At 38.0% G+C, this 24,949-nt stretch carries 26 protein-coding genes and 1 pseudogene; 16 read left to right on the top strand and 11 right to left on the bottom strand.

All coding sequences use genetic code 11. The annotated features are described in order from the left end of the window. Positions 1-40 precede the first annotated feature (40 nt). Positions 41-1,654: a fumarate hydratase gene (locus tag CH364_RS11085; RefSeq protein WP_100743957.1), complete on the bottom strand. Its 1,614-nt coding sequence runs from the start codon at positions 1,652-1,654 to the stop codon at positions 41-43. Between the two features lie 152 nt (positions 1,655-1,806). On the opposite strand from CH364_RS11085, the gene CH364_RS11080 reads away from it, so the two are divergent. Beyond that, positions 1,807-2,769, top strand: coding sequence for an LA_2444/LA_4059 family outer membrane protein (locus CH364_RS11080; RefSeq protein ID WP_100743956.1), 963 nt, complete (start codon positions 1,807-1,809; stop codon positions 2,767-2,769). 60 nt (positions 2,770-2,829) lie between these two features. Then, the gene (locus CH364_RS11075; RefSeq protein ID WP_100743955.1) at positions 2,830-3,426 is read left to right on the top strand and encodes a class I SAM-dependent methyltransferase; all 597 of its coding nucleotides are present in this window, start codon (positions 2,830-2,832) and stop codon (positions 3,424-3,426) included. Between the two features lie 217 nt (positions 3,427-3,643). Here the strand turns inward: CH364_RS11075 and CH364_RS11070 are convergent, their stop codons facing one another. From CH364_RS11070 to loa22, 5 genes are all read right to left on the bottom strand, one after another. Continuing rightward, positions 3,644-4,102, bottom strand: a complete 459-nt coding sequence (locus CH364_RS11070; RefSeq protein WP_100743954.1) for a DUF1801 domain-containing protein — start codon at positions 4,100-4,102, stop codon at positions 3,644-3,646. 79 nt (positions 4,103-4,181) lie between these two features. Further along, positions 4,182-4,421 (bottom strand): hypothetical protein, encoded by a 240-nt coding sequence (locus CH364_RS11065; RefSeq protein ID WP_100743953.1) that lies wholly within the window; start codon positions 4,419-4,421, stop codon positions 4,182-4,184. A gap of 19 nt (positions 4,422-4,440) precedes the next feature. Beyond that, on the bottom strand, positions 4,441-4,983 hold the full coding sequence (locus CH364_RS11060) for an LIC_10705 family lipoprotein (protein WP_207762263.1): 543 nt from the start codon (positions 4,981-4,983) through the stop codon (positions 4,441-4,443). After that, a complete protein-coding gene (locus tag CH364_RS18745) occupies positions 4,980-5,117 on the bottom strand; it encodes a hypothetical protein (RefSeq protein ID WP_207762301.1) in 138 nt (45 codons plus the stop codon). The genes CH364_RS11060 and CH364_RS18745 overlap by 4 nt, the downstream gene beginning before the upstream one ends. 312 nt (positions 5,118-5,429) lie before the next feature. After that, a complete protein-coding gene (loa22, locus tag CH364_RS11055; protein ID WP_207762288.1) occupies positions 5,430-5,999 on the bottom strand; it encodes an OmpA family outer membrane lipoprotein Loa22 in 570 nt (189 codons plus the stop codon). Positions 6,000-6,055: 56 nt separating this feature from the next. Here loa22 and CH364_RS11050 point away from each other — a divergent pair, with 56 nt between their 5' ends. From CH364_RS11050 to CH364_RS11035, 4 genes are all read left to right on the top strand, one after another. Then, on the top strand, positions 6,056-6,994 hold the full coding sequence (locus CH364_RS11050; RefSeq protein WP_100743951.1) for an RluA family pseudouridine synthase: 939 nt from the start codon (positions 6,056-6,058) through the stop codon (positions 6,992-6,994). A 153-nt stretch (positions 6,995-7,147) separates the two neighbouring features. Beyond that, on the top strand, positions 7,148-8,587 hold the full coding sequence (locus CH364_RS11045; RefSeq protein ID WP_100743950.1) for a hypothetical protein: 1,440 nt from the start codon (positions 7,148-7,150) through the stop codon (positions 8,585-8,587). A gap of 73 nt (positions 8,588-8,660) precedes the next feature. Further along, positions 8,661-9,398: a TerC family protein gene (locus tag CH364_RS11040; RefSeq protein WP_207762287.1), complete on the top strand. Its 738-nt coding sequence runs from the start codon at positions 8,661-8,663 to the stop codon at positions 9,396-9,398. After that, positions 9,398-9,964 carry a DUF1569 domain-containing protein gene (locus CH364_RS11035; RefSeq protein WP_100743948.1) on the top strand — a complete coding sequence of 189 codons (567 nt, stop codon included), beginning with the start codon at positions 9,398-9,400 and terminating at the stop codon, positions 9,962-9,964. The genes CH364_RS11040 and CH364_RS11035 overlap by 1 nt, the downstream gene beginning before the upstream one ends. On the opposite strand, the gene CH364_RS11030 is transcribed toward CH364_RS11035, so the two are convergent. Continuing rightward, positions 9,956-12,388, bottom strand: a complete 2,433-nt coding sequence (locus CH364_RS11030; protein WP_165779508.1) for a hybrid sensor histidine kinase/response regulator — start codon at positions 12,386-12,388, stop codon at positions 9,956-9,958. The genes CH364_RS11035 and CH364_RS11030 overlap by 9 nt on opposite strands. A gap of 6 nt (positions 12,389-12,394) precedes the next feature. On the opposite strand from CH364_RS11030, the gene CH364_RS11025 reads away from it, so the two are divergent. From CH364_RS11025 to CH364_RS11010, 4 genes are all read left to right on the top strand, one after another. Continuing rightward, positions 12,395-12,991, top strand: coding sequence for a response regulator transcription factor (locus tag CH364_RS11025; RefSeq protein WP_100743947.1), 597 nt, complete (start codon positions 12,395-12,397; stop codon positions 12,989-12,991). A gap of 45 nt (positions 12,992-13,036) precedes the next feature. Beyond that, positions 13,037-13,549: a SixA phosphatase family protein gene (locus CH364_RS11020; RefSeq protein ID WP_100743946.1), complete on the top strand. Its 513-nt coding sequence runs from the start codon at positions 13,037-13,039 to the stop codon at positions 13,547-13,549. Then, the gene (gene hpt, locus CH364_RS11015) at positions 13,546-14,067 is read left to right on the top strand and encodes a hypoxanthine phosphoribosyltransferase (protein WP_100743945.1); all 522 of its coding nucleotides are present in this window, start codon (positions 13,546-13,548) and stop codon (positions 14,065-14,067) included. Before CH364_RS11020 ends, hpt begins: the two co-directional genes overlap by 4 nt. A 134-nt stretch (positions 14,068-14,201) precedes the next feature. Beyond that, positions 14,202-15,644 (top strand): putative Ig domain-containing protein, encoded by a 1,443-nt coding sequence (locus CH364_RS11010; RefSeq protein ID WP_100744740.1) that lies wholly within the window; start codon positions 14,202-14,204, stop codon positions 15,642-15,644. A gap of 24 nt (positions 15,645-15,668) precedes the next feature. Here the strand turns inward: CH364_RS11010 and CH364_RS11005 are convergent, their stop codons facing one another. Beyond that, positions 15,669-16,580: a phosphate ABC transporter substrate-binding protein gene (locus tag CH364_RS11005; protein WP_100743944.1), complete on the bottom strand. Its 912-nt coding sequence runs from the start codon at positions 16,578-16,580 to the stop codon at positions 15,669-15,671. A 109-nt stretch (positions 16,581-16,689) separates the two neighbouring features. On the opposite strand from CH364_RS11005, the gene CH364_RS11000 reads away from it, so the two are divergent. Next, complete coding sequence (locus tag CH364_RS11000) at positions 16,690-18,054, top strand: OmpA family protein (RefSeq protein WP_100744739.1); 1,365 nt, start codon at positions 16,690-16,692, stop codon at positions 18,052-18,054. Here CH364_RS11000 and CH364_RS10995 read toward each other — a convergent pair. Both CH364_RS10995 and CH364_RS10990 read right to left on the bottom strand, forming a co-directional pair. Continuing rightward, entirely contained in the window at positions 18,051-19,319 is a 1,269-nt protein-coding gene (locus CH364_RS10995; protein WP_100743943.1) for a lysophospholipid acyltransferase family protein, read from the bottom strand. The two genes, CH364_RS11000 and CH364_RS10995, sit on opposite strands and share 4 nt — an antisense overlap. Positions 19,320-19,366: 47 nt before the next feature. Then, positions 19,367-21,775: a sulfatase gene (locus tag CH364_RS10990; protein ID WP_100744738.1), complete on the bottom strand. Its 2,409-nt coding sequence runs from the start codon at positions 21,773-21,775 to the stop codon at positions 19,367-19,369. Positions 21,776-21,786: 11 nt separating this feature from the next. Here CH364_RS10990 and CH364_RS10985 point away from each other — a divergent pair, with 11 nt between their 5' ends. From CH364_RS10985 to CH364_RS10960, 5 genes and pseudogenes are all read left to right on the top strand, one after another. Beyond that, entirely contained in the window at positions 21,787-22,653 is an 867-nt protein-coding gene (locus CH364_RS10985) for an alpha/beta hydrolase (protein ID WP_100743942.1), read from the top strand. Between the two features lie 14 nt (positions 22,654-22,667). Then, positions 22,668-23,105 carry an FAS1-like dehydratase domain-containing protein gene (locus CH364_RS10980; protein ID WP_002988441.1) on the top strand — a complete coding sequence of 146 codons (438 nt, stop codon included), beginning with the start codon at positions 22,668-22,670 and terminating at the stop codon, positions 23,103-23,105. A 15-nt stretch (positions 23,106-23,120) separates the two neighbouring features. Next, the gene (locus CH364_RS10975; protein WP_100743941.1) at positions 23,121-23,540 is read left to right on the top strand and encodes a MaoC/PaaZ C-terminal domain-containing protein; all 420 of its coding nucleotides are present in this window, start codon (positions 23,121-23,123) and stop codon (positions 23,538-23,540) included. 352 nt (positions 23,541-23,892) lie between these two features. Continuing rightward, positions 23,893-24,024: pseudogene (locus CH364_RS10965) on the top strand (type II toxin-antitoxin system HicA family toxin); the annotation flags it as partial. A 5-nt stretch (positions 24,025-24,029) separates the two neighbouring features. Then, complete coding sequence (locus CH364_RS10960) at positions 24,030-24,236, top strand: type II toxin-antitoxin system HicB family antitoxin (RefSeq protein WP_100743938.1); 207 nt, start codon at positions 24,030-24,032, stop codon at positions 24,234-24,236. A 3-nt stretch (positions 24,237-24,239) separates the two neighbouring features. On the opposite strand, the gene CH364_RS10955 is transcribed toward CH364_RS10960, so the two are convergent. After that, positions 24,240-24,917: a M15 family metallopeptidase gene (locus tag CH364_RS10955; RefSeq protein WP_100743937.1), complete on the bottom strand. Its 678-nt coding sequence runs from the start codon at positions 24,915-24,917 to the stop codon at positions 24,240-24,242. Between the last annotated feature and the right edge of the window lie 32 nt (positions 24,918-24,949).

Here is a 24,949-nt window from a genome sequence, read left to right as displayed (position 1 = left end):
AATTTTGATCCAACGAAAAACTACGAATTTAAATCTAAATTTAATTCAACATTTGGAAAAAATCATTTCCTTTGTCATCCACTACGATGAAGGCTGGAAAGTTTTCCACATCAATGGACCAAACCGCTTCCATACCTAACTCTGGAAAGTCGAGGACTTCTACTTTTTTGATATTTTCTTTTGCAAGAAGGGCCGCCGGACCTCCTATAGATCCGAGATAAAACCCGCCGTTCTTTTTGCAACTATCGGTAACCACTTTGGAACGGTTCCCTTTGGCAAGTGAGATCATCGAATAACCTTTCTCTTGGAAAAGAGGAACGTAACTATCCATACGACCGGCAGTAGTGGGGCCAAATGATCCTGATGGCATACCTTCTGGAGTTTTGGCAGGGCCCGCATAATACACTGGATGGTTTTTGAAATATTCAGGAAGTGGTTCGCCCTTATCTAATTTTTCCTTTAACTTAGCGTGGGCAATGTCACGAGCCACAACGAGGCGACCAGACAACATAACACGTGTTTTAACAGGATATTTGGTAAGAACCTTTAGAATTTCAGGCATTGGTTGGTTAAGATTGATATGTACAGATTCTGTACTTGCATCCACTTCATCGATTGTAGGCAAAAACTTAGAAGGATCATATTCTAGTTTTTCTAAATAAATTCCGTCTTTTGTAATTTTTGCTTTGATATTACGATCCGCACTGCAACTCACACCAAGTCCAACAGGGCAAGAGGCTCCATGGCGAGGAAGGCGAATGACTTTAAAATCATGTGCTAAATACTTTCCACCAAACTGAGCCCCAATTCCTGATTTTTGAGCTGCCAGTAACATTTTTTCTTCGAGTTCTACATCTCGGAAAGCAGAACCAAATTTGTCTCCTTTGGTCGGCAAATGATCCAAATAACCAGCTGACGCTAGTTTTACGGTCTTTAAGTTGGCTTCTGCTGATGTTCCCCCAATCACCACTGCGATGTGGTAAGGAGGACAGGCCGCTGTACCTAAGTTGGATACTTTTTCTGTGATGAATTTTTCGAGTGAGGTTGGATTGAGTAAAGCCTTAGTTTCTTGGAACAGGTAAGTTTTGTTCGCAGACCCACCACCTTTTGCCAAAAATAGGAAACTGTATTTATCACCAGGTGTCGAATAAATATCGATCTGAGCTGGCAAATTGGATCCAGAATTGACTTCGTCATACATTGTAAGAGGAACCACTTGTGAGTAACGTAAGTTTCGATTGACATAGGTATTATAAATTCCACGAGAAAGAGCTTCTGCGTCATCACCACCGGTGATCACATATTCCCCTTTTTTTGCCATGACAATCCCGGTTCCTGTATCTTGGCAGGAGGGAAGCTGTTTGTCAGCAGCAATGACCGCATTTTTAAGGAGTGCCATTGCCACAAAACGATCGTTTGGCGTTGCTTCCGGATCATCCAAAATTTTACGAACTTTTTCCAGGTGTTTTGTTCTTAGATAAAAAGAGACATCTTCCATTGCTTTTTCCGCAAGGAAGGTAAGCCCATCTGGTTCCACTTTCAGAATTTCTTTATCACCAAAGGGGACAGTGCTTACAAAATCTTTTGTTAATAATTTGTATTCGGTGGTGTCTTCTTTTAAAGGGAATGGATCGGCGTAAAAAAAATCTGGCATGGGAACCTCTATTTATAACTTCTAATTTCGCGGGATTCCTCGTTTCGTAAATGAATTTTTGCCGAGACTGTTAGAAACACTGAGACGAAAGAGGAAAACTGGTAGGGAAAAAATCGTTTCCATTTTCCAAATCCAGTCTATAACAAGGAAAAATGAAACAGAACCTATTTTATCTATTTCTTGTTTCTGTCTCTTCAATGATTTTTGCAGAAGGCCGGGAAACGGAAGTCCCTTTGTCCGAAGGAAAAATTAAAAAATCAGAATGGAGTTTGCTCTTAAAAAGACAGACTTACCAGTACCTTCCTTACGAATACAGCTCCCTCACTGATAAAAATGAATCCATTGTCCCCACTCGGTCCAGCTCCGCTTTGAAAGAAAATGGAAAGGTTCTCATTCCCTTTGTCTTCAGTTATGAAAACATAGAAAAGGGATTCAAAGTGGATCTTTCTTATTTTGAAATTGAAATTGTAAATGCAAACACCTTACTTTACCAGCAGTCAATCGAAGGAGGAAACGTATCTCGGTTTTATCTTTCGCCAATGGCAAGGTCGGAATTTGAACTGAATCTTTATAAAACTTTTGTACCGACTAAGGATTGGAAATTGTATTTAGGAGGTGGGGTTCGTAATATTAACCGATACTTATATGGAAATTATTTAGGACAAGGAACCTTTAAGGAATACTTTTTTACCTACGGCCCACAAGTCTCAGTACAAACCGTTTACCAGTTGCCCTATGATTTGGCATTCCACCTAACAATGGATTTATTTTACACACAAGGCACTCGGTTTTTCAAACAACCCAACTTAATGGAGGACCGGTTCCAATATTCCCTATCCACTGCCGGTACAGAAGGAATCTTTCGCGGTTATGAATGGGATGGATCTCTTACCTATTCGTTTCATCCTAATATGAAATTCTTTGTGGGTTATAATATGATCGTATCTAAGTTTTCTTATTTGCATTACAATGAAATTCAATTCAGTCGGAGCACAGACAATTTAGGTTCGCAAAATCCTTCCATCTCTGGTGGTTGGGAAATGAATTTTCCTAAAAAATCAGAAAACTTTGATAATTTACGAGGAATTTATTTGGGAATGATGGTGAGTTTTTAAGGAAACGTTAAGAACCTACGAAAGCAGTTAACACCCAATGCCAGTCTAAACTTAAGCATTATGGAACCAAATGTTTTTGACCAACTAGCAAAAGAGTATGATACAAACGAAAGAATAGAATTAGCAAAAATCATTGCGAGTGCCGTGCAAACAGAATGTGCAGAAAGCCAATCAAAAACTTTATTTGATTATGGTTGTGGCACGGGTCTTGTCGGCCTCACTTTAACTTCCTTAGTCGGCAAAGTGTTATTCATTGATTCTTCGGAGCCAATGTTAGACATTGTTCGAGAAAAAATCAAAAGAACAAATATTCAGAATGCAGAAGTAATCCACTCCAATTTTCTGCAAAATTCAAAAACAAAAAAAGCAGATATTTTACTGGTTTCTTTGGTTCTATTGCATATCCCCGATACAAAAAAGATTTTAAAGTTTTTTTATGAAATTTTAAATCCCCAAGGAAAGATCATCCTTATTGATTTTGATAAAAATGAAAAGATTTACCATCCTAAAGTGCATAACGGATTTACCGATTTAGAAATTAAGTCCTTACTCTCTGAAGTTGGGTTTCAGAATATAAATAAAAAAACATTTCATTATGGAAAAAATATTTTTATGAAGGAAGATGCTTCGCTTTTTTTGGCAACAGGGATCAAATGATATTACAAAAAGTCAAAACTGAAATCCTTAGAACTTACCTTATAACAAACGAATTCCGAATCGATTTAGAACCAACTGGTATAGATAAAACCTCCCTAATGAAAATCCAAAACATTTAGATTAAAAACATGATTCGAGTTCATTGCAAAAGTTACAGTATTCATTGTTTGATTTATCTTTTCATTTTATATGTCGAGAACGAGTTTACAACTTTCCCTTAGTTTCGTTTTGAACTTGGCAGATTTTTTTCATAAATCTGAATCCAATCCTTGGGACTCATCTTCGACACCAGTTCCCCAATCAATTTCCACGGAATCTCATCTAAGTTTTTAAAACGAATACAACTTTTTCCCATATCCAATTTGGTTTTACAATGTTTAGGATATTCGGTTTGGAACCATTTGAGTAATTTTAGATCTGCGTAAATTCCCATATGATAGAGAGCAAGTCCATTCTTTTGGGAAGCAATATGGAGAAAGGGAAGAGCTAGTTCCGGTGTTACATGGTATCCTGCAGGATATGTTTTTTTAGGCACAACATAACCAACCATCTTGTATTGGATGGTTTCCTCAAAACCCTTGGGGAGATTTTTTTTGACTGTATTTCGAAGTTTGAGGAAGGCTTCTTTTCGATCTTCAGGTAAGGATTGGATGTATTCTTCTGCGGTGTTTGGCATAATAGATCCTTAATTTCCGGTACAGAGTTTTTTATCGTAAAGAATTTATTTCAATCAAAATATACAAACAAAGGTACATCTAAAAAGGCCCTAAACTATCTCCATAAAAGGTTAAAAAAGTTTTATTCAGCTCAAAGGATGTTGGATGGGAATCATCAAATTGCGTATTACAATCAGTATATTCCACAAAATTTCTATAGTTAAAGTATGAATCTTTTAAGATGAAATTGAATGCATTTTTATCTGCGTTGATTTGAGTAGTAAAAATAAAACTGATTGAGAAAACTAAGTAGATTTTGAATTTTTTATTTTGTTTCATAATGATTGTGACCTATCTATTAGTGGGCATTTTCTGGATCAGCAGACGTTGGTGTCGTAATTGAAATATTACCAGATCCAGAAATTGAGGTTAGTTTAGTAAAGAAAAACGTTCTTTTTGCTGGAAATGGGGGTGTCCTTAAACCAATATAAATCGTTTCTAATTGGCTAGAAAGTCCGGAATCTCCTTTAGAAGGTGCCTCAAACGAACTATCACCACAAGCGGGTGAGGTTAGTTTGATATTCTGCCCTGGACTTTCCTGAATTGTAAAAGTAAAAATTCTAGTCTCTCCAGCAGGTGCCGTCTGTGTAAACCTTGCTCGGTTATCAAAAATAAAACTATCTCCTGCTGCCATATAACGATTGTATGTTCCAGGTTCTAAAATTGGAATTTGTTCGGTTGGTGGACAGAATTGGTTAAAGTCCAAATTGGGAACCACAAAGAAAAATAGATACGTGGATAATTGGTCACTGGGAATTCCATACGTGTAACCATTTTTTGAATCCGCATAACAACCGAAAAAAGTATATGTACATAGTAATATGACTAAGATGGTCTTCATAGGCTGGTCACTCCACGTTTGATCAGTTCTTCATTAACTTTTTGGCGAATGGCCACTGCCTTTTCCCGAGCCATAATCAAAAAAGAAGTAGGAATTCCATTGTCTGTGGTATTTGAATAAAACTGGTTTTGCATTATCTTACAGTTGTTTTAACAACCATACGATAAGAAAATTCCAAAAAAGATAACCATTTTCTTGTTAGTTTTCACCCCCTGCGCCATTTACACTGAGTGTATCGAAGTGGCGATAGAAGCTGAAATCCGAAGGATTGGAGCGGATAGCGCGGTCGTGATAGAATGAAATTTTCATTCGCATAACCAATACGAGGTGCCCAAGTCGATACGGGAAGATTACTTCTTTTGATAAAAAATGGAATGGGTATAAAAAAACCCACCAAAGGTGGGTTTGATTTAGAAAAAAATCTCTAATCGAGAAAGGTTACTTTCTTATTTAGAAACGACTTGGAAAGTCACTCGGCGGTTGATTCCGTCTTTTTCATCAAAACCAGAGATTGGTTTTGCAGAACCAGAAGCTTTTGTTACGATTCTGTCAGCAGGGATTCCTTGTTTTACAAGAGCATCTTTCACAGCATCAGAACGAATTTGTGAATAGTATCCGTTTCCTTTTTTAGCACCTTCTGCTTCTTCTGGACCAGATGCATCCGCATGACCAGTTACTTCTAAAGCGTATCCTTCGGGAAGTTTTGCAAGAGCGTCTTTGATGTAAGAAACGTTGTCTTTTGCCCAAGTTTTGAAATCTTCTGCTTGGATGTCCGCTTGTTTGTAGCTAAAACCTCTGCGACGAACACCATCTGGATAACGGTAGTCTTTGAGTGCTACATTGATTTCATCCAAAAGAGCTGCATTGAGATCTCTGGAAGATACAGTGGATGTTGTTCCCGTAGTGGAAGTTGTGTCTTTGGGAGTTTCTTTTTCTTCAGAAGACGAACAATTCGTTAATGAAAGCGAAAGACCTGCGAGGAGGATGAGGCTTAAAAAAAATCCTTTTTTCATCAGTTGACCTACCTTAATGTTTCCATAGTTTAGTTCTTTTCATTAGATAACAACCGAAAATGCAAATATTTGTAACCGTTTCCGAAGATTATGACCAAAGTCGCCTGGATGTCTTTCTAAAAGACAATGCCGGAGACGATCTCAGCCGTTCTACCGTTCAAAAGTGGATTGATTCTGGATTTGTGACAAACAAAACCAAAGAACAATTGGCCACTAAAAACGGATATAAGGTGACTCTTGGTGAAGAGTACGTCGTGGATGTGATCGCAAGACCACCATCTAGACTCGAGCCCATTGCCATGGACATTCCTGTTCTTTATGATGAGGACGAATTTATGGTTATCCATAAGAAAGCTGGGATTGCTTGCCACAGCGGTCCAGGGGATGACCAACCATCACTTGTAAATGGACTCCTCCATCAATTTAAGAATCTATCAGCCACAGGCGGTGAACGCCGTCCAGGAATTGTGCATCGATTGGACAAACCCACGGAAGGGGTTCTCATCATTGCGAAAACAGACAGGGCGCACGCTGCGCTTTCAAAAATGTTCCAAGATAGACTCGTGGATAAAACATACTATGCCTGGGTTTTACAAGCTCCTGTGGAAGCAGAAGGAACCATCAACCTGCCTATTGGTCGCCATCCGGTCGAACGAGTGAAAATGTGTGTGCGTGAAGATGGACGTATGGCTACCACCCATTACAAAACAGAAAAAATTGTGCAAACACAAACCGGCCGAAAATTTAGTTTGATGAAACTGGGATTGGAAACAGGTCGTACCCACCAAATCCGTGTCCATATGGCAAAGATGGGTTGTCCTGTTGTAGGGGACACTTTGTACTCTCGTTCCGCAAAAGACTATACCCAATATGGACTTTTACTTTTTGCCAAACGCTTGGAATTTCCTCATCCTTTTATCGCCGACAAACGAATCTTAGTGGAACTTGATTTTCCAGAACGGTTCAAAACTTTTGAAAGGAAATGTCCGAGTTATTAAGCAGTTTTTACAATCCATTGGAATTAGATGGAAATTTCCATTTGGATTAATGATCTGTTTAGATTTAAGTGTGGATTTGGTTTCGTGATCGGTTTGGCATAGTTTGTGGAATGAGTTTAGATTAATTTTGTTTAGGTGACTTAAGAGATTCCGATGAAATGGAGAAATATAAAACCGATCCTAATTCTATTGATTTTATTTGGTACCTTTCATTTATTTTTTGATGCCATTTATGAAAACCATTTGGGAGAAGGTACCGATAGCGATATTCTATATCCTTATTTGTTTTCTCAGGATTTTTGGACAGGTGAATGGAAAGCGGTTCTTGGATGGAACCTTCCTCCTTGTTCCAATTTATTTCCAGAAATTCTTCTTTCAATTCTCATTTATCCATTCGTAAATTCCGTTTATTGGTTTCATTGGGCATTTGGATTTTTTTATTTTGTGATGCCTTATGTTTTTGCAAGGGCTCTGGATGTTCCCAATAAAATTTCTTATTTGTTTTCTTTGGGATTTTTAGCCTTAGCCGGTGTTTTGCCCAATAGCCTTGGACAGTTTTATTTTCCGGGGTTCCACGCTGTTGTATTTATTTTTGCAGCTTACACCATTTATGAAATCAATCATTGGGATTCTAAAAATAAAGTTCAAACGTTTCGATTCCTAATCATCTTATCTTTCATTTGGATATCCGAGTATTGGTTCTTCATTCACATTGCCCCATTTTTATTAGCGTATGTTCTGGTTCGTTTGCAAAAAAAATCGATTTATCCCATCGGTTTGGTACTTATTGGATTTGGTTTAGGTAAAGTTTGGCAACAAGGATTGCGTTTCAGCGGGATTGGAATTTTCACCTCCAAAGAACTGCCAACAATGGACAGAATCCAAGCTGCAAAAGTATTGATTTTAAAGGATCCAAGTTCTTGGGTTTCGGGTCTGATGGAATCTATCACCAAACATCCGATATTTGCAGAATGGTTTGATTTGTATTTTGTCTTAATTACCATATACATTTTGATTTCTTTATTTCGAATCAAGAGAAAAGAATTATTTTTAGAGTTGGTTTTATTTCTTTCGCCCATCTTGACAGTGGTTGCGTTATTTATCTTTCAAATAGAACCAAACTTTCGTTATCTCTACTTTTTAGTATTTTGTATTTTTTTCCTAATCTACCGGATTACTGGGTTCATACCCATCTTTCGTTCCGTGGCAGTATTCTTTGTTTTTTTAGGGATAGTTTACTTTTACAATGATCGGTATCCAACCTTAAATCAAAATATAAAACAGGGAGAAACCAAACGTATCCACCGAATGAATTGTCTTTCCCAATTTGATCCCCAGGTTCCAGGAGCTTCGACTTACTGGCCCATTAAGTATTCTTATGCCTTTTCCAATAAAGATTGGACTTTGGTTCCATTTACAAAAGAAGGAATTTACTATCCTTGGGTTTCTAACAGGACTTGGGACAAGGGACTAGGACAAAAATCCTTTAGAGAATTTTCCTGGGGGATCACAGAAACCAAAGAACATTTGGATCTTTGGAAAGGTGTTCGTTTGGTGGAAGAATGTGAAGGTTGGTTTTTTTATCGTAGATAGTCTCTTTATGGAAAGTGTTCTATGGATTTAGATTGATTCCTTTTTTGATTTTATCAGTTTGGGATACGTTATGATAGAAATTCTCTCCGATCCCTCGGTATGGCTTGCACTATTGACACTGACTGCTTTGGAAATTGTCCTAGGCATTGACAATATCATCTTTATCTCCATCCTTTCTTCTCGACTTCCAAAAACCAAACAAAAGTCAGCAAGGCAAATTGGTCTCTTACTTGCCATGTTCACTCGTATCCTTTTATTATTTTCTCTTTCCCTCATCATGAAACTCACAACGCCCATCTTTACGATTCTAAATCAATCCATCAGTGGCCGTGATCTCATTTTGATTTTTGGGGGTCTCTTTCTCATTGCCAAGTCAACCACAGAAATCCATCACAAACTAGAAGGAGAATCTGAGTTAGGTGAAGGATCGACAAAACGAGTTTCTTTTACTAAAATCATCATTCAAATCATGATCCTTGACATTGTATTTTCTTTGGACTCAGTCATTACCGCCGTGGGAATGACTGACCAATTGGGAGTGATGGTTTCTGCTGTTATCTTATCTGTAGGATTTATGTTATTATCGAGTGGAAGTATTTCCGATTTCGTAGACAGACACCCAACCATCAAAATTTTAGCCTTAAGTTTTTTGATTCTGATTGGTGTGGCATTACTTGGAGAAGGATTCGGATTACACATTCCGAAAGGATACATTTACTTTGCGATGTGTTTTTCAGTGATTGTTGAATTCTTAAATATGAAACTCCGATCCAAACCAGAAAAACCAGTCGCATTAAAAGGAAAATTCTAATGAAACGAAAAGAGTTTATCAAACGATCTGCTTTGTTATACACAGCACTTCAATTCCCTTTACAAAGTGAATCCAAACAGGATGAAGACAAATCCAATCCAATAAAAGAATCTCCATGGTTAGAAGCCGATGACCTTGCAGACCTTCGAGTATTACTTGTTGGATTACAATCCGATCCCAAAGGGATTCAAATAGCCGGGAACTGGGGTCCTGGAAAAGTTTTTGCCCATTGTGCTCAAAGCATTGAGTATTCGCTAAGTGGATACCCAGAAATGAAATCAACTCTCTTCAGAGGTTCTATAGGTAAAATTGCATTTTCAGTATTTGCTTTTAAAAATAAAATGAGCCATGGTTTAGAAGAACCCATTCCTGGAGCAGATGAAATCACAAATACAACTGAACTAAAAGCAGGGATCACAAGGCTCATCAAAGCCATCGATGATTTTTCCAAAACAAAGGAGTCATCGCTACGACCACATTTTGCTTATGGAGAACTCACAAAAGAAGAATATGATGTTGCCCATAGTCTCCATATTAAAAATCACATGGAACGAGTGTTACTCTAAAATCGATTCGATTTGTTGGCAGAGATCCTCTGCCTTATACATTTTGGAATAATATGCAGAAACAATGGTTTCTAGTCCTTCGTCTTCCAAAAACTTATCACCACCAGAAAGTGGAGCGTCGGAACTAATCAGGATGATAGGAATTTTTTGGTTTTTGTGACGACGACCTTCCCACTCGTGGATCAAAGAAATTCCATTCATCCCTGGCATATGTAAATCGGTAATGATAAGAGAGGGAGTGATCCTTGATAAATGAGACAATGCCTCTTCTCCATTTCCTGCTTCGATTACAATCCACTGATTTCTTCGCATAACTTCCGCTAAATCTGATCTAAAGTTTCCTGAATCATCCACAAGTAATACGGATTTTGTGCTTTTTGATAAAGAAATTTCAAAAGCAGATCCAACTCCAAGAACGGATTTGATTCGAAGTTTTCCAAAGTGTGCTTCTAATATACTTGTACACAATTGTAAACCAAGGCCGGTGCCACGTTCACCAGCGGTTCCAGGCATACTTTTTATATTTTCCTCACCAGTCAGTTTATGAATTTGTTCTTCACTCATTCCAAGACCGCGATCCCGAATTTCAACAGAGAGCCACTTCCCTTTATAGGATACACCCACCCATACTTCCGAATTTAGATAAGAATACTTAATAGAATTGGTAAGGATATTTTTAAACACTTCTCCAATCAAGGTGCGGTCAGCGATGATCTCCGCTTGGATGGGAGTATCTTTTTGAATTCGTATTCCTTTGAGAGTGGCCAATGGTTCCACCGATTCGATGATTTCATTGAGTAAATCATTCACTGAAAATTGAGTTTGGATGAGTTTTGTACCAAAGGCATCAAAGCGACTTACATCCAGTAATTGTTCCAACATACGAAGAGATTGAGTGACACCTGTTTTACAAATCTCCAAAAATTTCTTTTTTTCTTCTGCCGTTGTTTCACTAAAACTAAAATCAATAACATCCAAAATTTGGTTTACACTATTTAGCGGCGAACGTAAGTCATGCGAAATCAAGGAAACAAAGTTTGCTTTCCAACGATTTGCTTTTTCTAGTTCCAATGTACGGGCTTTGACTTTTTTTTCGAGAGCTTCTTTTCTTTTGTACAATTCCTTTGATAAAGACTCCGATCGTTTATAAACACGCACAAGACCCAAAGTAACACCCAAAGTTTGAGGAAAAATAAACAGATATAGGGAAACAAGTCCCAATGGTCTATATCCAAAATTTGGATTGGCGATTAAAAAAATATCGATAAGACCACCGATGATTGCCAATAACAAACTAAAAAAATACAATCTACTTTCTTTTCTATGAAAGTATAACGCGAGTGATACTGAAAATAATCCCAAAAACACAAACACTACAGACATAAATTCGAAATAAAAAGAAATTTTTGAAAGATAGGGAATCGGAGTTAAGAGAACCACAGCTAAAAAACTAAATGCATATAGTTTCAACAAAATCAAAATACGTTTAAAAAAACGCATTTGGGCCATGTTCAGAACAATGTAACCACCAAAATATAAAACCAAAACAAATCCGATCCGGGAGAACCGAAACAACAACATACAATAATCATCTGAAAAAATATTAAAAATGACTCTTGTTTCAATCAACGTAGAAGAAAGAATTAAAATCCCCAAATATACAAACGCCATTCTCATTGCGTTTCTTTCCGAACGATTGATAAAATAAACTAACGCATGATATATGGAAAGAAACAACATAAAGATCATAATGATCCAAGAAACTGTAAAATTAACATTCCAAATATGAATGATATTCTGAAGTTTTCCTAACCGAATGATTCCATGAATCCCGGCGTATTTATGTGAGAAGTTGGAGATATGAATGACTAAATTAATTTTTTTGGAAACACCATTTAGGGGAATGATTTTAGAATGAAACGAAGGCCTGTGTAGGTTTGCGGTTTTCGCAACGGTTCCATTTTCACCAACCAACTTACCATTCACATAAATTCGATATGCACTGTGTAAAACTGGAACCGAAATAGCAAACGGATCATTTTCGGTGGCATTGTCTGGCAAAAGGACCGTTAGGCGATAGGTAGCATATCCAAAACTTGGATACAATTCTCCATCTTCATTTTCTTGGGAAAACCAAGGAACTCCCACTTTGAGATAGGATTTACTTTGGGGGAACTCAATAGTGGGGTCCAAAAACTCATTCCAATAAAATTCCCAATTTCCCGTCAGGTTTATCGTTTCCCCTGAAAAGTCTGCAGTTTGGACATCCAAAACACCATCTTTTGCGAGTAAGGTTGGGTAGGCGTCAAACCGGCAGGAGGTGGTGCCTACTAAGACTAGGGAGAAAATTAAGGGATATCTACAAAAAATAAGTAAGTCACAAAAAGATTTTTGGATGGATGCGAAGAATACTCTGAGAATCATAAGGCTGTGGAATCCGTAAAAATTGCCATCTTAGAAGATCATTCCGTTGTCACTGAAGGAATCATATCTATCCTGAAATCCAATCCTTTCTTTTCTCTTGCCGGAGAATTTCGAACGGCAGCTGATTTGTTTCATTTTTTAGAATCGAATCCCATTGATATTTTGGTTTTGGACATCGATTTGCCTGATCGAAATGGTATCGATGTATTACGTGAGATAAAAGAAAAACACCAACCAACAAAAGTCATTATCTTTTCTTTACATGGCAGCCGCGTTTATGTGGAAGATGCCATCAAAGCCAAAGCTGACGGATATATGTTAAAGTCAGATCCTATCTCCAAACTTCCTGAAGTCATTGAACTTGTAATGAAAGGTGGTTCCTTTATTTCCGATGGTGTAAGTAAAGTACAACTTCCTTTTTCAGCATTCCAAATGGAAATTTTAAACCTACTCGTACAAGGTTTGTCTCAAAACGAAGTAGCAGATCGTATCCAGAAGTCTAGAAAAACTGTGGAATACCATCTCAACCAAATGCGGACAAAGTTTTCTTGTAAGAACAATAACGAGCTCATTTCCAAATACGAAAAAGAAATACAAAAATAGTCATTTCGTGATTTCTCAGTCATTTGTTTCGATTACTATATTGTTATGAAACAAATCTATTTACTTCGCCATGCCAAATCAGAATGGGATGAACCTTATGATTCTGATTTGGATCGCAGTCTCTCTCGTAGAGGGAAAGAACAATCCAAAGCATTAAGAGATTACTTAAAAGAAAGTCGTTTTGAATTTGACCAATGTTTTGTCTCTCCGGCGGAACGAACTTTAAAAACCTATTCTTCCCTTCGTAAAGAAATCCTTCGTTTTCCAAAACCAGAGTTACGCGAGTCCATTTATGATGCGGAAAAGGAGGACTTACTTTTTTTACTCCAAGGTCTCTCCCCTGCTGTACGTTCCGTCTGTCTAGTTGGGCACAACCCAGGGTTAGAGGAATTGGGAAGTTCTCTCCTGTTTGGAGAATCAGAGGTTTCTCGCTTTCAGAAATTTCCGACAGCCGCATTTCTCGGCTTGAGTTTTTCTAAAGATTCATGGAAAGATCTTAGCTGGGGCAGTTGCCAATTATCGGTATTTTGGATCCCGGGGCAGATAGGAAAAGAATGAAACCGTTATATTCAGAAGAAAGAATCCACCAACGTGTAGACGAACTCGCAAGAGAAATTTCTCGAGACTTTTTAAGTAAGGACTTGGTTGTGATTGGAATCTTAAATGGCGGATTCATCTTCACTGCCGACCTTTGTAGGAGTATCGCCATCCCACACGAAGTGGATTTTATGGCAGCCTCTTCTTATGGAGACACAACCACATCTGGAAGTTTAAAAATCACCAAAGAGTTAAAAAAATCCGTTCAAAATAAATCTATCCTTCTTGTTGAAGATATCGTTGATACTGGACAAACCTTAGAGTACCTTTTGGAAGAAGTCGGAAAACAAAATCCAAAAGACTTAAGAGTAGCAGCTTTATTTTGGAAAAAATCAAAAGCCAATCCCCATATTCCCGTACATTATCCTGGTTTTATCATAGAAGATGAATTTCTTGTAGGTTATGGTTTGGACTACAAAGGCAGGTACCGTAACCTACCTTATGTGGCAAAACTAGAAGGAGCTGATTCTACTCTTTAGGGAAATTTATTTCCAAAGGAGTTAAATCAAAATATAAATTGCCAGGAACCTTCTGTTAGAATCTATTTCTTAAATAGATGTTTGCCCGGCTAATTTTCCTTTCATTGGTTTTATCTTTTTCTGGAAACTGCCAGATGGCATCCTTATCTAATCCTTGCGATAGCGACTCCAAGGATTTTTTCCCACAACTTATTATCTCAGCTAGTATCGAAGGTGGATTTTGTCAGTTACAAGTGGTCAATACAGGTGATTTGTATCGATTCACCGATTTTACCTTTTACAAATCCATACCTACTTCCGTATTACCAAGATTAGGTTTTAAATCAGGAGTCGTCACGTCTCCAAGTTTGCCGGCTGGACTTTTCATAGACCCAAATACCGGATCCATATCGGGAACTCCTACATCAACTGCTGCAAAACAAACTTATACAATCTATAGAAAGGGAGTTGTGCAGGGCGAAATCACAATTCAAATTAATGATTTAATTGCATCACTTGTATACGGACAAAACGGAAACTTAAACTGTGGTGCATTGTATAATTCTGCCAGTTGTACAGCAGGTGCAGTAGCAAGTGCGACTAACTTATCTGGACCAAACGATATCACCACTGATACTGCAGGTGGAGTCTATATATCAAGTGGCAATCGTGTTTTGTATTATCCACCAGGACAAACAACCGCCACAAGAGTGTATGGACAACATGGGATATTTACCTGTGATATTTCCAATGCACATACAAACCAAAGTTGTACCCCCTTAGGAGCACTTGCTGCCACCACATTGAATAACCCGAGAGGAATTTTACTCGATACATCTAACAACCTATTTGTATCAGATACAAATGCTAATCGTAGGATTTTAGTCTATGGAAATCAAAATACAGTCCCTTACCGTGCGATCGGTGTTCCTGACTTTGTTACGCCAGGTGGTGGAGTTGCTTCGGAAGCGAATTTCTATTCTCCCATTGGATTGAGTTTAGATAGTGCAGGAGGTTTCTATGTATCTGATTCTGGTAATAGTCGTGTACTTTATTTTCCAAAAGATTCAAACATAGCTACGGAAGTTTATGGACAACCAGATTTTGTTAGTAATGGCGCTACTACCTCTGCGAGTGGCCTCAATTCAAACCAAGGTGTGGTTTCCGATTACCTAGGGGGAATCTATATAGCGGATACATCAAACAATCGAGTTGTTTATTATCCAAAAGGTTCTAACGTCGCTACAAAAGTCTATGGCCAACCTGACTTTATTTCAAATTCATCCGCAACGACAAGTAACGGTCTAAACAATCCAGTAGCGGTATCTTTAGACCAAAGCGAAAACCTCTTTGTAGCCGATCTCAATGGACACCGGGTACTGGTTTATCCAAAAACAAATTTGGCCTCTGGAATGACTGCTTCTGCAGTGATCGGCCAATTTGGAAATCTCAATTGTGGCGCTGACAACAATAATGGAGCATGTAGCATAGGTACGCCGAGTCCCCAAAATTTATACCGACCTACTGCCGTTCATTTCGATCGGCAAGGTCGTTTGTATATTTCAGATTACAGTAATAACAGAGTATTGGTTTACTGAGAGTTGCTGAAGATTTGTCTCTAACTACTTCACCGGCTCCGCCGATACTTCTACTTCTGGAAGTGAAGCTCTTAAATACCCTGATTGTAAAACCGCAACTTGTCCTTGTTCGCTTGTCAGGAAAGTAACAAAAGCATCAATTTTATCACCTTGGTCTGTTTTATAAATGATAAACAATTCACGGGCAAGTTTATATTTTCTGTCATATACGTTTCTAACGGAAGGAGAAACAAAAGGATCTTTTTTGATTTTTGCGTAATCAAGTGCCTTTAATTTATCTTTATTGTCGACAAGGGCTGTTCCCATTCCCATATAACCAATGCTATTCGGGTTTTCTTGGATGAATTTTGACATTTCAGCATTGTCTTTTACAATTTTAGCATCTTTTGAAAAAACATTGGCTTTGTATTCATTGAATTCATTCAAACCCAAATCCTTTCGTTTGAGAATATGATTTTGGAAATAATCCTGAGTTCCGGATTTATCATTACGAATTACTATTGAAATGGGAGCATCGACTCCACCAACTTCTTTCCAATTTTTAATTTTTCCTGAAAAGATATCGGAAGTTTGGGTCAAGTCAAGTTTAGTGATAGTATTTTTTGGATTCACAACAAGGGCCACTCCATCATAAGCCAAACGCACTTTTTCCAAGTTTCCTGTTTTGCGCAGGTCATCAAATTCTGCTTGGTTTAAATCTCTAGACGAAACTGCCATATCGATTTCACCCTTTCGTAATCTGTCAATTCCTGATTCGGACCCACCACCTTCGACTGTTACACGAACATTAGAATTAACCTTTTCATATTCGGTTCCTAAATATCGCATCATACTGTTCATAGTTTCAGAACCCGCAACTTTTAAGGTTTGTTTTTCCTTACAAGCGACAAAGTTGATTGTAATCAAAATGTAAAAAAGCAGAGAAAGGTTTTTCATGGTAATTCAGGTAAAGCCAAAAATCCATCCTTCGTCAATCGCAAAAACCGCTAGTTTTTTCCATTTCCCCTATCAGTTTTTCAAAAATTTCCCCGATCTTTGTTTTGTGATGACCTTCCGCCGATTGGTATTTTATAGTTTTGTGACAATTCTTCCTGTGGTGGCGACCTCTGCCGATCCTCAAACCAAAACCACTTTCCAGTGGAAATGGAAAGAAAACCAGGTTTTAGAACTAAATGAATACCATGACGTTTTCTTTCGTGTTGGGACAAAAACTGTCGAAAGAGAGGATAAAAACAGAGTGGTTATGAAACCAAAAAAGTGTTCAGCTGACTCATGTTTGGTGAATGCGTTTTTTGATACTTACCTTCGCTATGGAAAAACTTCAGGTCCTTTTTGGAAGGACAAAGAATTTTTGTCTGATTTTACACTCTTTCGCAATGGTAAATATGAAGTTCCAAACGAATTCATTATGCCAAACCTTCGCAGTTTTCCCAGTTTTCCTGAAACTCCAGTTTCTGTTTCCGATGTATGGAAATTGCCAGCAGAAGAATCTTTTGATTTTAATTCTGAACGTATACGAGTGAAAGTCCTTCCCGAATATACTTTCCAAGGGATCTTTCCTTGGTCAGAAGGAAATTATAAAGGCAATTGCGAGAAAATAACTTATACCTACCCCATTTTTTATAAAAAACCTGATGGGGAAAAAATGGTACCAAACGTACCTTATAAAATCTTTGGATTTGCCTCGGGAACAGTTTTTTTTAACGCCACAAAAGGAGTTCCTGAATTTAAAGAAGTAAAATTATCTTATACCTTTATCTATCCCAATGGAACCGTCCAAGAAGCAAACTTTCATATCAAAGGAATTTATTTTCTTCGCAACCAAGTCAATGCCAAAGACAAAGAATCCATTCGAGAAGACATACTCGAAGATTTAATTGTGGGTTATACGGGAGATCCAAACGGTAATAAATTAAGTAACTCAAAAATAGAACCCAATAGAAATGGCAAATTACCGAATGACGAATACTTAGGAAAAGTGACAGACACAGGTGAAATTCCTTCACCCGAAAAAAAAACAAATCCCGAAAAACTTCCCATCACCGTGCGAACCTCCGATGATGGAATTGTATTTTCCTTAGATTCCATTCTTTTTGATTTTAACGATAGTAAACTAAAACCTGAAGCTGAAACAGCAGTCGCAAAGATTGCAGAAATTTTAAAAAAATATCCGGACAGAGAAATTCGAGTTTCCGGTCATACAGACAATATTGGAAAAAAAGAATACAATCAAAAACTTTCTGAAGACAGAGCGAAGTCCGTACTCCACTCGTTAGTTGATAATCACAAAATGGACGAAAAACATATTTCCTTCAAAGGATATGCTGACGAAGTTCCGATTGTTCCGAACGATACCGATGAGAATCGACATAAAAACCGCAGAGTTGAAATTACTTTAGTTTTGGACTAACCAATTTCTAAATCTAATCCAACAGAATATGGAGGGACAATGGGTTCACTTTCTTTTTTCCCACGTTCCATAAGAAATTCCATTTGTTTTCGTATTTCTGCGAGTAAACTTTGAATGGCATCTTTTTTCTGTGACTTGTAAGTTTGATAGTATGGTGCAAGCGAAAATGCAGGACCCACTACCACGTGAGCCTTTCGTGGTCTCATTTCTGTTTTTCCAAAAATATGTTTTTCAAAACTACAGATCCATTCCATCAATCTTTCTGCAGATGGCCATTGGATTAAATTTTTAGGTTTGGTAATGATAAAGGCATAGGCAGTATCCACCAATTGTTTTGCACGACGGATGTTTTGGTCTGTCAAATGTTTGGGAGTAGAGGTAAGTGGAACACCTGCCTCCAAACGGTCCAAGGCAGTGAATAACAATCGAATCTTTTGAATGGCATTGTCGGATTCTTGAAACTTTACATTCAAAATAGAAGCAGCCACATTGAGTGCAGTATGTCTTGCTCTTCCCAAACGATAATCAAAATCTTTGCCTTCTGTTTCTGCTCTAGGAATTCCCAATTCAAATTCAGTTTCTTCCAACATCACTCGCCCCACAGTTAAAAATCTGCGAAGTAAGGTCCTTCCTCCTGGATAAAGTTTTAGTTTGCGTTCAATTCGCGAAAGAGAAGTTTCAATGTCGGCAAGGATCGAATCTCGGGATCCCGAAATTTTATATTTAACAAATGTTGGTTGGATCCATAATTCTGCATTGGGATCTTTTTCTAAAGCAGCTTCTAATCCCCAAAAAGAAACCTGCGCAACTCCTGGTAAAAACGAAACCAAATTATCATTTTCGCCTGAAACCATTCCTTCCGGGTACATGACAAGTTTGCCATCTCTTTCAGATAATATTTGTTTGGTGGTCTTAATGGCACTTCGATTGAAAGAACCGGAGATGACGGAAAAAGCACCAACTCGTTTGATGAGTTCACCCACTAATCCAAAACCCCAATTAAAAATGCTACGAGAAGTCATAAAATGGAAACGAGTTCCTATTTTACTGGCAACATAGTATGCAATGATGGGTTCCAAATCGCTTGGTTGGTTGGAAAGATACATGACCCTTTTGTTTTTGATTTCCTTTAGGCGAAGTTCATCTTCTTTCTCTATTACAACACCGTCTATGTTGAAAAGAAGTTTAGAAAGAATGGGAAAACCTAAATCTAATCCCAATGCGATTGGGAATTCAAAACGGGGAGGAATAAAATGATCTTTCATACAATTGTCTTGATAAGTAAGCCAAACCCGTTTGTCAATACGAGCAATTATTCGTGGATGTATCCCCAAGTTTCTAATATTTTTTTCACTTCTTTTCCCATCTCCTTCTGTACTTCCGATTCTCTTGTCCCACTAAAGGCACCATCGTTATACACCCATGGCAATGATGAGGACGGAAATCCTTCCGGTTGTCTTTCAGAAACAATTAAGTCTTCTAAGTTTGTGATCGACCTTTGGAATTCCAATCCATACCTTCCAAAACGAACAGGAATCGTTTTTCCATTGCGAGAAAAACTAAAGTAAGCCCCCAGTTCTGGATTCACTGTTTTGAATACCACCTCTTCGCCTTCCGATGATTTGGAACGTTTTGATTCTTTTTGTAAAGAAATTGTTTTTGCGGATCCAGAACCCAGTTGGATCGCAGGTGAGATCTCCCAATCATAAATGGATCCTTGTACATTCAAAGAAAGGAAGTCTCGACATAGAGGTTCCGAACAAGGTGGAATTAGAATTCGTAAATTATTTCGTTTCAAAAAATTTTCTCGACGAAAATCTGCTCTAGCTATTTGCAAAAGGCTTTCGCCTTCAGGCAAAGGACTTAAATTATTTTTTTCATCCTTGTCTCTGGTTAAATCATACAATTCTTCGGCCATTGTATGAGGTTCACCAGCCAATGTTCGCCTAACAGTAGTAAAACCTGGATATCTGCGTATGTATTTATAGTTTTCTGTCCGGACCGATTCGGACATCCTACCTTCAGTATAAATAAATTTTTCCTTTGGACAAACATTTGTCATGCGAATGCAAGTTGAATAATCGACACCTTGGTAAGTGGAATTTTTTGGCAACAATTCTAGAAAACCTAAAATGGTTGGTGCAATTGACATCAAAGAAGACTGGCCGGAAATTCGAATTTGCCCCCCATGTGTTTCCTTTGCCATATCGGAGTCCAAATTTTCTCTTAAGGACTTAGGAAGTTTGATAAAATACGGTACGTTAATTTCTTCGTCATAATGAGTTTCCCCATGGCCAAAACGAGTTTGCATTATGAAATGGTAACTATAATCATGATGCGCACTGAATAGTTCCCCGTGATCACCGGTCACAATGATCATAGTTTCATCATAAATTCCTTCTTTCTTTAATTCAGCAACTAATCGTCCAATCTCTCGGTCAGTATAATGCATTTCGCCTAGGTATCGCTGCACAGGTGATTCATACCTATAAAAAACATCTGGAGGAACAATGGAACGAACAGAGGCCATGTCCTCTGGTGGTGGAGAATAAGAAGCATGAGGAGTGTTTAAATTAAAATGTAAAAAATAAGGTTTATCTTTGTATTCCCTGACAAATTGGATTGCTTTGTTTGTCAGGACTCCCGTATCCACTATGTCCATTCCCACTTGAAACGAATTGTGAAATCCCAAATCCAAACCAACTGTGGTATAATCCAAAAAGAATACGTTATTCATAATTGTTTGGGTAAAATAACCTGCTTCACGAAAGGTTTTCGCTAAGTTGTCTCTTTTTTTTCCATAATAAACTTTTCTTTGGTAAGGTTTTGTGGAAAACCAAGAATTCCCCAAACCGAGGTTAGATGAATACTCGGAATGAAAAAAAGACATCATTGAAGGTTTCGTCCAATTTCCATTGGCAAAGGGATTTTCAAAAAATACCGATTCCTTCGCCATCTCATCCATTACAGGAGTGACAGAATAACGATACCCGTAAGAACCGAAAAAATCCTTTCTAGCGGAATCAATCACAATGAGAATCACTGACTTTGGTTTGCCAGATTCCTGACTTTCAAAACCAAACTCTTTTTTTGGATATAACAAAGGTTCGCCGACAAAAAGATAACTATCCGGACTCTCCCAAACCAATCGTAATAATTGTTGTTCCCCTATTTCGAAAATATCTTTTTTTGAAAACCAACGTTCCTTAGATAATCCGGTTAGGTCCCATTCTTTTAAAAGAGTTTCTCCTGAATAAATTTTTAACTTTCCTGAAACTTGGGTTTGAAATTCCGATCCACCTAACAAACCCAAAAGGGAAGAAAATTCATATTCTCCTTTCTTTACCTTAAATTCATACTCTTGGCCTGGGGGAAAAAATAGAGAATCAAGCGAATGGTTTAAAAAAATCTCTTTATCAGTATTGAATGTGATTTGTGTATTTTCCCATTTGCGAGAGAGAGGAAGGTTACTTTGGCGACCGGGATTTTTTTTCCAATGGTAAGGTAGTAAATCTTTGGAAATCGAAATTTTGGATTTTGCATTTCGTAACTCCAAAACCAAATCCACTGGGAAACGTCTTTCTGATTTGTTCAAACAGCTGAAGAGACAAAAACAGATCGTCAGGGCGAAAGGAACAGTCGCTCGCATATGGAACCAGTTTGGAAAACTCGTTTCCGACGAACAGGAAAAGTTCTTTCTTTTTAGGTTTCCATCGTCCATCGTTGACATCTATGAGTAATTGGGAACAAGCCTACTCCCGTGAGGAGTCTACCTTTCAAAACAAAGACGGAGGTAAAATTTACTATCAAATTTACCGACCTAAATCGGGAGTCAAACGTGTCCTTGTGGTCCACCATGGAATTGGTGAACACGGTGGCCGTTACAATTTTTTATTGGAAGCAATGGCAGAACGTAACTACGCCATTTACCTCATCGATGCCAGAGGCCACGGAAAATCCGATGGACGCAGAGGGGTCATCACTCATTTTTCTGATTTTTTTGCTGACCTCAAAGAAATGATTGATATCGCCAAACGTAACGAAGGCGTAAACAAAGTCACTTTGCTTGGTCATTCTATGGGAGCAGCCATTACCTTCCTTTACACTGCCACTGATAACTACCAAAATGATTTAGATGCTTATATCTGTAGCGCCCTTCCTATCAAAGTCAAAACCGACTTAGTCATGGATATTAAAAAAGGTGCCGGTGGATTTTTGGCAAAACTTGTTCCTACTCTCACCATTCCTACTGGACTTGATGTGAATTTAATTTCACGTGATAAATCGGTAGTGGAAGCCTACGTAAAAGATCCTTTAGTACATGGAAATGTTTGTGCTTACTTAGGTGATTATTTGCTCAACTGTTATACCCTTGCTTTAGAATCGGCAGCAAAAATTACTGTACCAATTTATATGTTCCATGGAAAGGAAGACCAAATCGCACTGGTTCAAGGAACACTGGAAGCCTTCGAAAAGGTAAGTTCCAAAGACAAAACAATGAAAATTTTTGACGGATTGTACCACGAAACCATGAACGAACTTCCAGAAGATAGAGCAATCGTCTTGAAAGAGTTAGTTTCTTGGATCGATAAACATTAAGGAGATAAATGCCAATGGCAATAACCAAAGATATAGTTGGAAAAAAACTAGATCGTTTTGATTTCACAGTGGAACGAGGAAAGATCAAAGAATTCTGCCTCGCCATCAACGAAAAAAACCCAATCTATTTTGACGTAGAAGAAGCAAAAAAAGCTGGATACTCTGATGTTCCTGCTCCACCAACTTTCCCTACAGTCATTATGTTTTGGGGATACCCAAAGATTTGGAACGATATGGCCGAACTTGGTATCGATCTTTCCAAAATCCTTCACTTAAAAGAAGAGTATACGTACCACAAAATTCTGTATCCGGGCAAAGTGTACGCACAGTCCGAAATTGCCGATGTAAAATCGGGAAGAGCAGAAATCGTAACATTCAGAACAACCATCTATGATGAAAAAAATGACCCCATCCTTTCTGCTGAGATGGCGATCTTCATTCGTAAGGACTAATACAGGAGGCTAACAATGGCAAAAATCGAATTTGATAAAGTAGAAGTTGGTCAGTCCCTTCCATCCCTCGACATCCCAGTCATCGAACATGCAAATTTAGTTCGTTATGCGGGAGCATCTGGAGATTTTAACCCCATCCACAACGATCCTGATTTCGCAAGAAAAGCGGGTCTTGATGGAACCATCTCTCATGGTATGTACGTTATGGCCCAAGTGGGAAGACTTTGTACTTCTTGGGCAGAACAAAAAGACATCGCATACTTTGGTGTGACTTTCAAAGCCATGACGAAACTCGGCGAAAAACTAACCATCGTTGGAACCATCAAAAAGAAATTTGAAAAAGATGGTAAAAAAACCGTAACCGTACTCGTAGAAGCAAAAAACGAAGCTGGCGAAGTAAAAGCCGGTGGAGATTTAGTCGTCAACGCAGTATAATTAAAATTTGATTTCTTCCTGATTTTTTAATACAGAATCTTAACGGAATCAAAAACTTTAAAAGCATCGGAGGAAGCTTCGGTGCTTTTTTATTTTCTAACTACATTCTTTTATTTTTGTGGGGCGCCTCGGATCCGTTAGTTGATCAAAGTTTCCCTCTAGTAACGACCGCGCTATCCGCTCCAATCCTTCGGATTTCCGCTTCTATCGCTGGCGCAGGAGTTGGGTGGTCTAGATTTGTCCAAATACTAAGAACCAAAATTAAAAATTCCAACTTCACGAGTATATGCCTAAGAAGGTTAGAGAAATCTTGGGGATCCTTTTTCAAGATGGATGATATGTTTTTTCTCAAAAAGGAAGCCACATGCAACTGAAACATCCAGAGAAGATAGGGCGTGTCACTGTACCAAACCATGGTTTGGGAAAAGAAGTTGATATTAAAACAGAAAAAAGTATCTTAAAACAAGCAGGGATTGGGGATTAACGAACATGAAATATATGGTTGAAATTGTGAAAACTAATACCGGATACTCTGCACACGTACCTGATTTACCAGGTGTATTTACCGTTGGCGATTCGTTAAAAGAAGTGGAAACATTCATCCAGGAAGCCATTCAATTGCATCTGCAGGGTTTAGAAGAAGATGGGATTTCTTTATCAGATCCCAAAACGAATGTTATCTGGGTGGAAGTCTAAACCCTACTCCAATTCTTCAAAAGGGATATCCAGTACCTCAAACCCAGAACATTCCAAAAAATCATAATGCCACCATTCTGTTTTGTTCACACGAAATCCATATTGCTTGAGCACTTGAATCAATGTAGTTCGGTTTTTTAAAATTTCAGGATCAGAAACAGGGGCTTCGGCCCAAGCTTCTTTTCGAAAGGAATCATATTCCGTTGGCATCGGCAGTTCTTTTTTGGTTTTTGTATCCACTAAAGTTAGATCAATCGCACAACCTTTGTTATGTCTTGATCCGGTTTTGGGCGAGGCCACATACCTTGTATCTCCTACAATTTCAAAAAATTTGACTGTGGCTGCATAAGGTCGATATGCATCAAAAATTTTGATCGAATATCCAAGTTGTAGAAATTCAATGTGAGCTTTCTTTAGTGCTTCTGCGACTGGCTTTCTAGCATATGCTTTGGGTTCCTGATAGATAACTTGTTTTGTAAAGTTATCTGGAGTGGCATATTTGATATCTAAAGTAATGCCAGGAATTTTCTTTTCTAAGTTAATGAGTTCTTTATTTGGGTTTTTTTGAACAGATTGTTCGTATGCCTTACGATCCAAAACAACTAGTTTGTTTTCCTTTGGTTCGCCAACCAAAGATAAAAAAGGAAATCCCAAACAAATTGCAATCGTGAAAAGTTTCATAACTTAGAAGATAATTTTCGTAATATTTATAC

It is taken from the genome of Leptospira harrisiae (genome assembly GCF_002811945.1).
GTDB lineage: Bacteria > Spirochaetota > Leptospiria > Leptospirales > Leptospiraceae > Leptospira_A > Leptospira_A harrisiae.
This window is presented reverse-complemented; position numbering and strand designations above follow the sequence as displayed.